Origin of the sequence: Methanofollis liminatans DSM 4140, assembly GCF_000275865.1 — an archaeon.
GTDB classification, from domain to species: domain Archaea; phylum Halobacteriota; class Methanomicrobia; order Methanomicrobiales; family Methanofollaceae; genus Methanofollis; species Methanofollis liminatans.
Genome location: NZ_CM001555.1, coordinates 203010 through 217140, shown reverse-complemented (window position 1 = coordinate 217140; position 14131 = coordinate 203010). Strand labels below are relative to the sequence as shown.

Sequence of the window (14131 nt, the reverse complement as noted above, 5' to 3'; positions counted from 1 at the left end):
TCCTTCACGCCCCGATGGCGGCGAGCGTTCCGTCTTCCGTCATGTACAGCCAGTATCCCTTCGCCGGGAGCAGCCAGCCCGCATCGCTGTGCTCCCCGCTCCCACCCCTGATGATCGAGGTCTCGTAGGTCTGGGCGGCGGCGTCGAAGCCCATCACCACCGACCATGTGCCGCCGAGGGAGACGAGGGCGTCGCGGGCGGCGGCCGGTTCGGTGTCGGAAAAGCCGACGGCGTTCCACCCGGCCGCAAGGGCACGCTCCGGCGGGGCCTGCGGGGAGGCGGTGGAGGAGAAGAGGGTGATCTCGGTGGCCGCCGCCGCGTAGATCCAGTAGCCCTCCAGGGGGCGGATCCGGTCGGTGGGTTTCAGGGCGACCCAGGTTCCCGTCGGCGTGTCGTAGCGGAGGACCGAGTGGCCCGCCGTGTCCACCCCGGCGAAGATCGCTGCCGTGTCCTTCCCGGCGGCGAGGGTCTTCGGGGTGGAGACGAAGTTCCAGCCGGGGGAGAGGGCGATGGTGGTTGACGGCGCTCCTGAAGGGGTAAAGCGGAGGAGATACTCGCTCCCGTTCACGCACGCCCCGTCTCCGTCCACCTGCCTGACCGCAAGCAGCGTCTGGTTCAGGGCGGCCGAGGTCAAAGAGGCGTTGCCGGAGAGAGAGAGCCGTATCCGGACATCGAGATCAGCGTTGTACGAGAGGTCGAAGCCGTCGATGGTGAGATTTCGAGCGTACACCGTCCGGGACCCGGCGGAGACATCTCCTACCTCAATGGTATACCGCCAGCAGGGGTTTTCGAGATCGGTACGCCATTCGAGACGGTCGCCGGCAGGGAAGGTGGAATCGCCGTCATCTTTGAGGGAGAACCCACCGCGCAGACATACGCTCTCCCCGGCAACGATCCTGTCCGTCTCCGGGTCGATGAAGATATACTCGATCCCGTAGTTCCCGCCCGTCGGACCCACCGGCGGATCAGGCGGCGTATACGACTCGCCGTCCAGGTAAAGCGTGGCGGCTTTGCTCACGTCGGCTTCCACCGATTCGACGGTTATTCGGTACGGTTCGGCGGAAAATATGGTCGTATTGACCTCAAAGGACCACTCGTTCGTGCCGGTGCCGGTCCTGACCGTGGTAGTGCCGCTCGCCCCGTATCCGGGCTCATCGCCCGGAACGGTCGGGTTGAAGGAGGCGCAGAACACATCGTAGACGAGAATGTCGCCGGCGGCGAGGTTGGTGCTCCCGGCGACCGTGAAGGTCTCGCCGACGGTATGGTTGGCGACGGGGTCGAACGCGATCCAGGCTTCCTCGACACTGAAGGTAAATTTGCGGCAGATGTCGTCACAGTGCGGCGACTCGATCATGTCAACGAGGGCAGTCACGGCGTCGGAGGCAGCCATGGAGCCGAGGTCGACGGTCTCCGACGACCAGGTGTTAGCGATCCTGAAGTCGCTGGTGGAGCCCGGTGCGAAGGCAAAGACGTTGAATACATGCTCGCACATCGGGTGCTGGACGACAACATAGTACTGGCCCGAGCTGAGGTGTCGTGTGTCCAGGCGCCCGAGGGTGTAGGAGAAGGTGCCGTCCTCTTCGGCAAAGGCGGTTACACCGAGCAGGCGGTACCTCGTGCCGATGATCCAGATCCTTACCTGATCGGGGTTTCCGGTGGCGGTGCCGCTGATCGTCAGCCGATCGCCCTTGGCGACGACCGCTTCGATCCCGTCCAGGGAGATGGTGGGCGGCTTGAACACGAGCGAGAAGGTCTGGTACCGCACGCCCGAGAGGTGGTATTTGTCGACGTTGTTGCCCTGGTCGTCGACACGGTTGCTGCATGCGTAGACGGTGTAGGTGCCGGCGTCCAGGACACAGTAGCCCCTTGAGAGGAAGGCGGTGTCCCACCCGTACTCCCAGGTGTCGTCGGACTCGACCGGGCGCCGGACGTAGTTGCCGGCCGAGGCCCAGGCCGAAAGGTCGTCCAGTTCCACGCCCGCCCCATCGCCGAGGTTCGGACCGGTCATGAAGAGGTAGACGTCGTTGCTGTCGGTGTTGGTGCCGGAGAGTTTGATCCTATCGCCCATGTAGTAGGTGCCCGCGCCCTCGGCGGTGATGGTGACATCCCCCACCCTCACCGTGACCCTGAGGTCGCCGAAGTTCGAGGCGTCGGCCGGGTCAACGACCGTGATGAAGTAGGTCGAGGGGGTGGTGTTGGCGGTGGTGCCGAACTCCACGTAACGGGCTCCTTCGGCGTCGGTGGTGAGGACGGCCGCGGTGCCGGGGACGTATGCGCCGCCGGCTTTTGCCCGCTCGCTGTTGGCGAGGGTGTCGGCGGCGGGATCGGGGGCGCCCGCAAAGGCGGCGTCGGCGATCGTCACGGAGGGCTGGCCGGTCTTGATGTACGGGTATTTTTTCGCCGCAACGGCGGCGTCCCTCACGTAGAGGTAGTATTCGGTATTCGGGCCGCCGGTGACGGTCACGACGAAGGGGTTGCTCCTGATGAGAGTCTCTTTGGTGGAGGTGATGCCGACATCGTTCGTCGCAGAGCCGGCGACGCCGGCGGCTGCCGGGATATCGAATGCCTGCTCGTCGTCGAACATCGTATCGCCGCTTTCGTTTGCTCCCGCCCCCCCGGGCGCCGCCAGGAGGCAGAGCCCGATGAGCAGGAGGACACCTGCCGTCATTCGTCCGGATCTCATGATCGTCCCTTTTCTATCAGATCGGCGGGAGGGAGCGCGGCGCCGGAACAATTCTCAACGTGCGAACTCTCCGAAAAGGCAGAGGGGGCCTCCCGTGCGCTGGAGTAAATATAATACCCTCACCCATAAAGGTGCCGGAACGGTTCCACCTGAGCGGTCTTCCCCATGCGAGGGTTCACATTCACTTTCACCCCGCACGCACGGCCCGCCCCTATATACTCCTCCCGACCACCCCTTCACCATGACCCGTACTCCCCTCATGGCGGACCAGACGCTCTTCCGGGACTCCAGGACCTTCGATACCACCCACCTCCCTGAGACCTTCAACTACCGCGACGCCCAGATCAGAGACCTCGCCTTCGCCCTGCGGCCGACGCTCCGCGGGTCCGCGCCCCTGAACACGGTGCTGCGGGGGCCGCCCGGGACCGGGAAGACCACGGCCGTCCGCCGGATCTTCGCCGAGGTGGAGGAGGCGACGCAGGCGGTCGTGCCGGTGCTCGTCTCCTGCCAGGTCCACCGCACGGCCTATGCAGTCTTCGGCCAGGTCTATCTCGCCCTCTTCGGCCAGGTGCCGCCGGGGTCGGGCGTCCCGCTCAGGCGGCTCATGGGCCGGATCGCCGGCGAACTGACCGCCCGGGGTGCGGTGCTCGTCGTCTGCCTGGACGATGCCGGGTATCTCCTCCCGGACAACGTGTTGAACGACCTGCTCGCCGGGATCCTCAGGATGCACGAGGGCTATCCCGGGACGCGGGCCGGGGTGATGCTGGTCGTCTCGGACGTGGACGTCGACCTGGTCCGCTGCCTGGACCCGGCGACGCGCTCGGTGCTCCAGGCCTCCGAGGTCTATTTCCCCCTGTACACGCCCGAGGAGATCAGGGGGATCCTCGCCGACCGGATCCGGGCCGGGCTGTACCCCGGCGTCGTGCCCCCGGCCGTGCTCGACCTCCTGGTGGAGCGGACGCACGCCTGCGGGGACCTCAGGGTGGGGCCGGAGATGATCAGGCGGGCGGCCCTCGCGGCCGAGATGGACGCCCGGCGGGAGGTGGAGGCGGCGGACGTGCTCGCCGCGTATGCGGCCTCCCTGAACCTGCAGGTGGAGCGGGCGGTGCGGTCCCTGGACGCCGGGGAGCGGGCGGTGCTCGACTCGATCGTGGCGGCCGGGCTGGAGGACGAGGAGGAGCCGGTGATCTCCGGGCGGGTGTACGAGCGCCTCGGCGACCGCATGCAGATGAGTTACACGGCGTTTCACGAGCGGCTGCGGAGGCTCGAACTCCTCAGGCTGGTGGACCTGGCCGTGGTCAGGAGACGGGGGCTGACGCGGGTGATCCTGGTGCGGGAGGGGGTGGAGGAGGTGCTCCAGGTCCCGGCAGGTTCATCGGGGGTGCCGGTGAACGGTCCTGCAGGAGTGTGCGACGATGAAAAATGTTGATATGAAGGTGGAGGGGGATAGGCTGGTGATCACGGTCGATCTCTCGCAGGAGTTCGGGGCGTCGAAGTCAGGGAAGTCGATCACGATCGCTTCGACGGATGGGAATGTTTCGGTGCCGGGGAGGGAGGAGGTGAAGATCGGGGTGAATGTGTATCGGAAGAAGTGAGATTCTTCTCTATTTTTCCCTATTTCAGTTCATATGCCCGGCATAACACCACCTATTATCTTTCAGACCCAGATGCACGAGAACAATACCGAAAACAGCATTAATCGTGAAGAGATAACAAAGCATGTCCTGACCCCTGATTTCATGGAGAGCGCACATGAAACATCTCTCGGCATTTGAACTGGAATATCTTGAGCACCCGGAGTGTTTTACCTTTGAGTATTTCAGGCAGCAAAAACTCGACCCGCAGCCTATCCCGGTCGCCCTGAGCCTGGCCGATGAGGAACTCCTCAACCATTACGATAACGAATACCACAACCGCAATTTTCATCACACCCTGTTTGTTTCCCAGCTCGACGTCTATGGGCCTGCCTACCAGAACCTGGAGGAGTATGTCGCACAGAAATCTGCGGCCGTCCTTTCAGAGCGGTTCATAGAAGGATCTGATTCGCACTATTCCTGGGCTGAATTTTCAGAATTCCGGAAACACCTGGTAACCGCCCTCCATACCTACCCTGAGATCCAAAAGATCCAGATCCTCAAAAAAATCGCCGTTAAAATCGCATTGTCGCCATCAGAGATCGAAGAGAGTGTCCATCTCTTTTGTGTGGGAAGTTCGCTCTTTGCCATGGAGTTTTATCTCGGTCTGAAAAAATCCGGCAAATGGGAGTTGTTCAACAAAGCCTGGCCATCTTCCGACGAAGCCATCCGCGAGATCGCCGAAACACCTGAAGTTCTTCTTTCCCTGTGGAAACACCAGGTCCAGGCCCGGGACTCCTGGCTCGGTGTCGGCGGGAAAGGGGTGCTGGAAATGGCCACAGCGACCGGTAAGACCCTTGTCGGCCTTGCAACGGCCTATCATCTTTTTAAAATACATCACTCGCTGAAGGTGCTGGTGCTCTGCCATTCGCGGGCAATCCTGAACCAGTGGCGGCGGGAGGCGATCGAAAAACTGGGGTTCCTGGGCGACCCGGACGAGGATTATACGGTGCCGGTCTCGTATAAAGGGAAGTTCGAGATCTCGTTCAACACCTTCCAGATGGTGATGAAAGATCCAGGGGAGTACGGCACAGAACTCCTCATCGTCGACGAGGTCCACCACGGGGCTGGCCTGAAGTTTCGAAACGCCCTCACCGTTCCCTGCCAGTGGAGGATGGGGCTGTCGGCGACGGTGGAGGGGCGGGAACGTTCGAATGTGCTGGACCGCTATCTCGGGAATACAATATTCACCTATACGCTGGCCAATGCACGACGGGACGGGATCGTCCCTGAGTTTAACCTGACGATCCACAAGACGTTCCTGGATATTGCAGAGGAGGTCGAGTTCGCGTCGATCACCGAGAGCATCAGAAAACTCCTGAATTACATCAACGCCACCCAGAAAGAGCGGATCAGGGTATTGTCGAGGAACCGGTTTGAACGGTTTGAGAACCTGGGGGACTTTTTCAGCCTGATGACAGACCTCCGGTACCGCAGTGTCGATATTCCGGTGGAGTGGCTCCAGATGCGCGGTCTCATAAATAAACGGCGTCTGGTGATCCACCGGTCGTCGCCGAAACTCGAGAGTGCAGTCGCCCTGGTGCGGGAGTTGGCCGGGACGAAGAAGTGCGTGCTGTTTGCGATGGATATTGCAACCTGCGAGCGAATCTATGAGCGTATCTCTGGGACGGTGCCGGCGTTCATCGTTCATTCGGACCTCAAGGACCAGGAGGTGAAGCAGTCGCTCCAGGCGTTCAGGGCAGCCCAAATCGGTGTCCTGATCGCTCCGAAGATGCTCGACGAGGGTGTCGATATACCGGATGCAGAGGTCGGGATCAACGTAGCCTCGTCCAAGACAAAACTTCAGCTCATCCAGCGCCTGGGCAGGATCTTGCGGAACAGGCCGGGCAAAAAGCCGGTCTTCCACCACTTTGTGGCCGTTCCCCGCCAGTATATCATCTCCGAGGACTCGTTATCCTACCAGAACGACCTCGCATGGATCACCGATGTGGCCCTGAAGATGGGTATCCCGATCACGGAGGAGGTCTCTGATGAGTCAGGTGTGTTCTCCGCGTTTGAGCGGGAGTCCGAGGAGGCGGTCAGGACGTATTATGCCAGCCATGACGGCCTGACGACCGACGACTTCGGCGTGATCAAGGTCAGAAATATCGTCGATTCTATCCTGCCGGAGGCGCGGGCGCGGCTGGTCGGGCTCCTGGAGGGGATGACCGGCCCCCTCACCGATGAGAGATGGGCCCGGGTGCTCAGGTCGGCGTACAGGGACGAACAGATGCTGGAGATACCGAGCCAGCGCTGGCTGCTGGTCATTGCCGGGAGGGAGCCAAAAAGGATCAGGGAGTTGATCGGGCGGTATGGAGGGGCGGCTGTCGAGAAAACCAAGTCTTATCCATCTGGCAGTCACAAACCAGACGTCCTCCCTTGCCCCGATCCGATCTTGAATTGTGCGAATCAAAGCAATTTAGACTTTTTAATTTTATCACTGAAGCAAAACCAGAAGCGGGCAGAGCGTGACAGAGCGGTTACCTCTCTTGTTCAGCAAGGACCGGCAGCGATCGATCCCCTGATCAGCCTCTTAAAGGACCAAGACCAGGATATCCGTGAGCGGGCGGCACGAGCCCTCGGTTTGATCGGGGATCCGAGGGCCAGATTTGACCTGATGAAACTGCAGCGTGACCCTGATCCGGGGGTGAGGAAAGAGGCTGGACGGGCACTGTGCAGACTGCGGGGCCAATAACTGGAAGGGGAAGAGATTTTTCATCGGCATTAAACAGGCCGGGGAGTACATTGCTGCTGTCAGTAGGGATTTTCAGTGTTTTGATGTAGAGGGTAGGCCCATCTGATCAGGGCCAGAGCGAAGAGTAACCACCTGTTCTGCCCCGATCGGTTCGACCGGGGCAGTGACCTGAAAAACGCGGCCCATGTTATGGTAGGCTCACCCGATACTTCCCCTGAACGGCCGGACAATAGAGCTTGAAGTCGCATGCCGTACAGGTTTTCTCCTGAGGATTTTGCCTCCAGCACTCCCGGATCGATCCACACCTCATCTCCCGAGCGATAGAGTCTTCGATCTCTAGAACGACGCCGTCAAACGCCTGAAGACTCTGCTGTTGACTCTCTTCGGTGATGGGAATCAGGCGTATGGATCGCTGTTCGCGCAAGTTCGCAGAGAGAACACTCTTTTTCGATCCCTTCCTCCACTGCTCCAGCGCCTGTTTATCCACTCGACTTGTCGGCGATATATCGGTCAATCTGTCCTTTACCTCCTTTTTGAGATCACCGATGTCGTCTGCTGAAGGGATCAATTCGTTTAGATAGAAAATGATTCCTGCAACCGGTCGATGGGCATCTTTCTGGTGGGAGCGCAACCAAGCATAGGTGAGCACCTGCCATTCATGGGCCTTCCAGGTAGGGTTTGGGACACCTGGACTGAGGTACATGGGAGGGCGGCGCATCCCTTTGTAGTCGATGATGATCTCGTAGTTCAGCGAGGAGAGGTCATCAATGATTGCCCGGATATCGGGATGTGTGTTGATGTAGTGGAGGATCAGATTTCCCATCTCCGCCCTCTCCAGAGAGATCGAGCTGATGACGTCGACGACACCTGTAACACTGTAGGTTTGTGCCCGATGGACCCCTGACTGGTAGCCAACCATGTCCCTGCACCCCTTAAGTTTCACCTCAGCATTGTCGATGAGCGGAAAAAGGTGAGGGCCCCACGTATTGATCGCAGCTTCGGCTCGTTGACTGGCCAGGAGTGGGTGGGGATGGTTGGCGTCAGGGCAGAGGCCCTGCGTTCTCATCGTCTCATCATACGGGCAGAAGAGGCGGGGAGGAGGAAGGAGGCCTTTTGCCCTGAGGCGACGGTTGACGTTCATCTCTATCACCCGGATCTCCTCTTTCCACCCGCGAGGGAAGCGGAACGCCATAGGATCTTCACGCCAGGTTTTGTACGCCTCCTCCATGACACCGTGGATAAACTCTCCAAACCAGAGCTGTACCGGTGTCGAGGGCGGGAGGGCTCCCCGATTCTGGTAGCGATACTGCAATCCACACGCCTGATAACTCAACAAATCGCCAGTGAGGCTGTACTCAGGAATTATATAGGGTTTTGATTTCACTGAAAGTGCCATTTTTCCCTCTTTTCTAGAGATGAACAATATTAGGCAGCCCCTGCCCCCAGTGCCAAGTATCGTTGCGATCCCATCCTGTCGCCACGTTAGGGATGAATTTACGGTTCGGTCTCCTCCCCCTGGTGAGGTAGCCATCCTTCACGCTGTTCAGACCGACGAGGAGCAATACATCCTGGGGACGACTGAAGGCCACGAAATATTGTCGTATGAGGTCGTCGAAGGCTCGATCAACTCCTGGTCGTTGAGGAACCAGGAGGGGAGAGAAGGCACGGAGTTCATCCTCCATTCTGCATGTCTTCCCCCCCTCTTTCGGATAGCGCTTGAAGGCCTGCGTATGGTGATCGGTCTTGAAATCGGACCCTACGTCCACAATGACCAGGGGGTACTCGAGCCCCTTCGCCTGATGGATGGACATGATCGGAATGCGATTGTTGGGGATGGTTTCCAGGAGATCCTCGTTGATATCGATGGCCCCAGTTGCAAGGGGGATGAAGATCCCGCGTATCGCATCTTTGATCGATTTTCCTTCGAGGTCTGGTGCGTTGGCATCAAAGATGATCTCACTGCCGAAACTGGTGAAAACGGCAGATTGAGTGACCGTTCTGGTGATCACTTCGAGATAGACGAGTCCTTCCACATCATCCTGCATGGCAGGAATCCACGTCACCAGCCGGTATACCAGGTCGAGGAGGGGAACTTCACGTTTCTGTTCAAAGGCTTTCCGCGGGGTTCTGGTCTGCCAGCCCTGCACAAACTCTTCGAGGGTTATCTCTCCATGCTTTTCGGTATGCTGCTGAATATAGGTGTGAGCCGCTTCCCTCCAGGTGCTAAAGGTGTCCTGTGCATCGTTCGGAAGGTTTCGTATCCCGTTCTGGACAAGGCACCCAGGATCGATACATTCCAGCATGAGCCCGCAGAGCGCCTGTACTTCGGGGATATCCTTGAGTTGTTGTCCACGCGGGTTGAAGACATCAATTGGATTGGGGGATGTGTGTAGATAGTGGCGAAGCAAATATGGCAGACGTGGATCTCCGTTGGCCTTCACTTCCTGGGGTGAACTGCAGAGGACACAAATATCAGCCGAGGATCCGTGATCAGCATCAATACGGAGGGTATAGGTCGTAACGTTCTGAGTGATCTCGACCCCTCCATTGTCGACCACATCCCGGAGAAAGGCAGAGAGGTCCTCTGCCAGAGTATCAATATCTTCTCGGAACATGCCCAGGATTGGAATGTTTTCCTGTGTTCCGATTCTCGCGTGCTGGATGGCGGGTTTTTCTGCCACCCGTGCCTGCTGGAAGTTCTCATCGCATGCTACATAGTGCTCAACGCAGTCGACGATAGTGTGGGTGGAGCGGTAGTTTTTCGAGAGGGTGATCGTGGCAGGTTGAACCCCGAGCGCTTCCTGGATCCGTGCAGGGAAGTGAGTGAAGAGGTCCACAGTTGCCCCGCGGAAGCGGTAGATCGACTGGTCGTCGTCACCGACCACAGTGACGCTCCCCCCATTCTGCAGGGCGTGGCAGGCCAGTTCAAAGTAGATGTGTTCCTGGAGCAGGTTTGTATCCTGGTACTCATCCACAAGAACGAAGCGAATTTTATCAGTAAATTCGGTGAGCCCTCCATCCAGCAGTTTCTGATAGAATTCCTGCTCCAGTTGGCTGTAGTCATAGAGCAGTCGCTCTTCCAGTTCCCGCATATAGGCCCGGATCGCCTCGCAGGCTACTTCGATCCCAGGATCTTCCCCTGACTCACAGAAGGCATCGATGTCGACCTGGTCGTGACAGATCCGATCCCGGATTTCGAGCAGGATTCCTGCCATCCCCCCAGTGTTCAGCCCACGAGTATTACCACTGAGATTTTTCAGGTATTGTTTCAGGTCCTCGTTCTGGTAACGATGACCTCTGAGGAGGCCATATCGCACCATCATGGCATTCGCGATGAAATCCTCAATGATCACCGGAGCCGGACTTCCTGGCTCCCGGTACTCCTGCAGGATGTTCTCAGAGATGCTGTCGATGGTTCCAGTGACGATCTGATTGAAATCAATCGACTGCAGGGCCTCCAGTTGGTCGGTGTAGGCCGGGTTTTCAATAAACGCCTCACGTAAACGATCTCCCCATCCAAGAATGCGGGACCGCAACTCTGCGGCCGCCTTCTTGGTAAAGGTGGTGGCAAGGATCGTTGAAGAGTCAATTTTGTCCACATAAATCAGTTTCAATACCCGCAGAGCCATGACCATCGTCTTTCCGCTCCCCGGGCCGGCCACGATAAAGAGCGAGCGATCCAGAGCACTTTCAATGGCTTCATACTGGCCCTGGTTGCCGTCGGGTGTAATGGTCCTGTCCAGCGAAGATTGTACTGCGGCCATGAAATCCTGAAATTGAATCAAATCGTCACCTTATCCACTATTGATGCCATTTTTCTCTCATATGATAAAATAAGTAACGTTTTTGTCTGCTCTGTAAACTGTGGATGGTATGAATGGCTTTTACTGAAAATTACGTAATATCTAATAGTAAAAGAAGATCAGGAATCAATCTAGCAACGATACCGATCCAGAGGAACTCTGATCTCAAACCGTGCGCCACATCCTTCCTGGCCGGTCTCGCGGATCGAAAAACCGAAGAGATTAAGCACCCGCCGGCTGAAGAAAAGGCCCATGCCAGTATGGTTCCCAAAGCCGTACTCGAAAATTCGGCACTTGTTTTCTGCCGGGATCCCACATCCGTCGTCTTCGATGAGAATGATGGCTCCTTCGTCATTTTCAGAAAACCCAATCTGAATCTTTGAAACTTTTTCGCCATGGGAAAGGGCATTCTCGATTAGATTGACAAATACCTTTTTCATCAATTCATCGGCGTAGATCTCGACATTTCCAATATTGATCACAAGATCAACATTTTCATGGGATATGCCAACCACTGACTCCTGAACCAGGCGGGAGAGACTGAGCCATGTTGATGGTGGTATCCCCTGACCCAGATAGAACCTGTTGAACTCAGCATACTGCCGTATGCAGTCTACCGCCTCCATCATGATTTCATAGTGCCGGCGAAAATCACCATGATTCGGCATCTGACGACCAATAAGTGCCTGATATCCATAGATCACAGATATCTTATTGAGAATGTCGTGGATGGTCATGCCCGTCATCAACGTCGTCTTTTGAAGTGCCGACTCAAGGCGCTCAAACTCTTCCTGTGATGGAATTTTATCAGGTGACCCAGAGAATACCGGATGGTTCTGGTAGGATTCATCTTCACCCCAGTTTCCGGGATCCGAATCCTCATCCATTTGATTTATCAGATTTTTTTTCATTGGCGTCACTTCTGTTCATCAACAATCATTTGCTGATATACGCGAAGGGACCGGGATGAGCAGTTTGTGTGGATTCGATCATCGAATCTGATAGATTGCACCGACAGGGAACCCAGATCGAGGGGGAAACCTATCCCTGGGAACATGAAGTACGACACTGATATCTGATGATGAACGGCAGAGTTGTCCCTACACAGAGGAGGCAACAGAAGACCCCACCAGAATACAGGAACGTCGACCGGATTGATGAAATATACTGAATTAGCCCATCGAGTCACCCAATTACGTATAACGACAAGGAGAGGTTTGGCGTTTGCATTATTTATAGATTTTGATATGTTTTGAGTGACCGTCTTGCATTTTAGCATTTGTGTACATCTATTATGAAAAACGAATGATTCATCACAGCAGATCTATAGATCTCCGGTTCTATAGACCGGGGTTCACCACCTCTTCCAATCACATTACCAAGCCTCAAATAAAAGTGAGGCACATACAGATACTGGGGTTGAAACCGTCTTCTGATCGACTCAATTACGTATAACGACAAAAATGTTTTTTGAGCGGTTGGGAGGCGGGGAAGATCCCAAGGTTATTATAACGTCTGTATTTGTTGTTTACATCAACCGGCAATCCAACCTCAAATTAAGCGCAACCTCTGAGTTGCAACTATATCATGCCGTTTATTGATCACGCGAAAACTCATTGATTGTCCTATTTACATCCGGAATGGCAACCGACACCTTATGGATCAGATCGCCAATTCCTTTCGCTTTTAAAAAGACAAATCGTTCATCTATGATATGCTTTAGGACGTCGCGATATTGCACCCCTGCAATCACAAGTATCGTATCGTACATATCCAGGATGGGTTTGAGCCCGGCTTCCACAGAGGGACGGATCTGATCGGCATCGGCCCGACTTTTCAATACTTTTTCATAGGTCGTGATCTGATCTTCAGGTGACAATATGCCATATTTCGCAGAGATGATCCGGTAATCATATCCCATCCCCTCGCAAAAGGCCCGTACTTTCGTGAAAAGTGTCCCAGTATACAAGTCTTTAGCAGCAACCTTTCGATTTTCCCCGATTTCACATTTATTTTTCGTACATCCAGTGATGACCAGAACAGATTGACCATATGAGAATTCCTCCAGTGTTTCAATCTCGGTTCCTGCATACGTTCTATCCCACTGACCCTCATTTCTGAGGAGAGTGAAGAACGAAATAGTGTTATGAAATCCTCTCCTTCGGTTGCGATTATTTCCTCTGAATATAATCGTATCCATTCCATTTTTCCGGCATATCGGACAGGGACACTTCTTCCACGGTTGATCCTTGAGAGTGCGCCGATAATGTTCAAGAATCTCCGGCCTCTCACCGATATAATCGCCTAGATCCCGCAAAACATCCAGGGCCTCGTCGAGGTCGGCCTTATCGTGATCGTATGCTCGGAGAGTGCTCAGGGCTTTTTCTTCCAGACGATGATAGATCTCAGGGTCTAAAGACTCTCGCTGTTTTTTGGACAAATCCTGGGGTATGCGGATGGCCGTATAGCCAATCTGGTCCTGGGTGATATAGTTCATCTGACTGGTCGGAGAGGCCAACCACGCCCGTCTGAGATATGAGGCAGAGTCAAATGCAACCTCCACTCCCAGTGATTCAAGCTCTTTCAACCTGAAAAACAGGTCTGGTCGTGCAACACCGAAAAAATGGAGGTATTCGGGTTTTCTGGAAGCACCATGTATTTTGCTGTTTTTCTTTAGGTCGGCGATAAGACGATCTATCAAATCAATGATTTCCGAAGTTTGAGATCGTACAAGACCTCCCATAGCCATATGGGTTATCCCTCGATCCAGAAACTTATGGTACATTCTGAGATAATCATCCGTGGAAAAACCCTGGACTGCAACGATCAACTGAAAATCATCACGATATTTTTTGTTCCACTCTTCAAATGCAGAAAGGCCGTTCTGATAAGTAATTTCCATCCTTTCTTCTTTTTTCTCTTCAAAAGCTTTGACAACGAGGTGATCGACGCTCACCCCATAGTTAAAACCCATCTCAGAATATTTTTCCAGGATGTCGGAGGTGCGATAGGGCGGCACATCTTCATCAATATAGGAGAACGCCCCGCAGTCGGCCATTATCGGGAAAGAATCGGGGAGACCGAAGAAACGATGGATCCCCTGTTCTTTTATCATCGCGTATTTCTTCTTATTTTGCTCAATCGTGGCTATTGAAACCAGCACACCATTAAATGGAACATTTTCAACTCCTAAGAGGTCCCACATGTAGGAGTCGTTTTTGACCGGATCGTCGGAATGAGTCTGCGAATGCGTATCGGTGAGAAAGTCATAGTGGGGGTCCACCCGATCGTCCCATTCTGGAATGAAGTAGCGCAT

At 55.6% G+C, this 14131-nt stretch carries 8 protein-coding genes; 3 read left to right on the top strand and 5 right to left on the bottom strand.

Annotated features, from left to right (window positions below; translation table 11 throughout):
* Window positions 1-4 precede the first annotated feature (4 nt).
* Window positions 5-2683 carry a hypothetical protein gene (locus tag METLI_RS12295; protein WP_157203175.1) on the bottom strand — a complete coding sequence of 893 codons (2679 nt, stop codon included), beginning with the start codon at window positions 2681-2683 and terminating at the stop codon, window positions 5-7.
* A 241-nt stretch (window positions 2684-2924) separates the two neighbouring features.
* Between METLI_RS12295 and METLI_RS00925 the strand changes: the two genes are divergently transcribed.
* The 3 genes from METLI_RS00925 to METLI_RS00915 all read left to right on the top strand — a co-directional run bounded on the left by METLI_RS00925 (window position 2925) and on the right by METLI_RS00915 (window position 7012).
* Entirely contained in the window at window positions 2925-4112 is a 1188-nt protein-coding gene (locus METLI_RS00925; RefSeq protein WP_004037170.1) for an ORC1-type DNA replication protein, read from the top strand.
* Window positions 4099-4278, top strand: coding sequence for a hypothetical protein (locus METLI_RS00920; protein WP_004037169.1), 180 nt, complete (start codon window positions 4099-4101; stop codon window positions 4276-4278). Before METLI_RS00925 ends, METLI_RS00920 begins: the two co-directional genes overlap by 14 nt.
* Window positions 4279-4435: 157 nt before the next feature.
* Entirely contained in the window at window positions 4436-7012 is a 2577-nt protein-coding gene (locus METLI_RS00915) for a DEAD/DEAH box helicase family protein (RefSeq protein WP_004037167.1), read from the top strand.
* Window positions 7013-7199: 187 nt separating this feature from the next.
* Here the strand turns inward: METLI_RS00915 and METLI_RS00910 are convergent, their stop codons facing one another.
* From METLI_RS00910 to dpdA, 4 genes are all read right to left on the bottom strand, one after another.
* Window positions 7200-8408 (bottom strand): PD-(D/E)XK nuclease family protein, encoded by a 1209-nt coding sequence (locus tag METLI_RS00910; protein WP_004037166.1) that lies wholly within the window; start codon window positions 8406-8408, stop codon window positions 7200-7202.
* Between the two features lie 13 nt (window positions 8409-8421).
* Entirely contained in the window at window positions 8422-10797 is a 2376-nt protein-coding gene (locus METLI_RS00905; RefSeq protein WP_048103564.1) for a DEAD/DEAH box helicase, read from the bottom strand.
* Window positions 10798-10946: 149 nt separating this feature from the next.
* A complete protein-coding gene (locus tag METLI_RS00900; RefSeq protein WP_004037164.1) occupies window positions 10947-11726 on the bottom strand; it encodes a sensor histidine kinase in 780 nt (259 codons plus the stop codon).
* 683 nt (window positions 11727-12409) lie between these two features.
* Window positions 12410-14131: a tRNA-guanine transglycosylase DpdA gene (gene dpdA / locus METLI_RS00895; protein ID WP_004037163.1), complete on the bottom strand. Its 1722-nt coding sequence runs from the start codon at window positions 14129-14131 to the stop codon at window positions 12410-12412.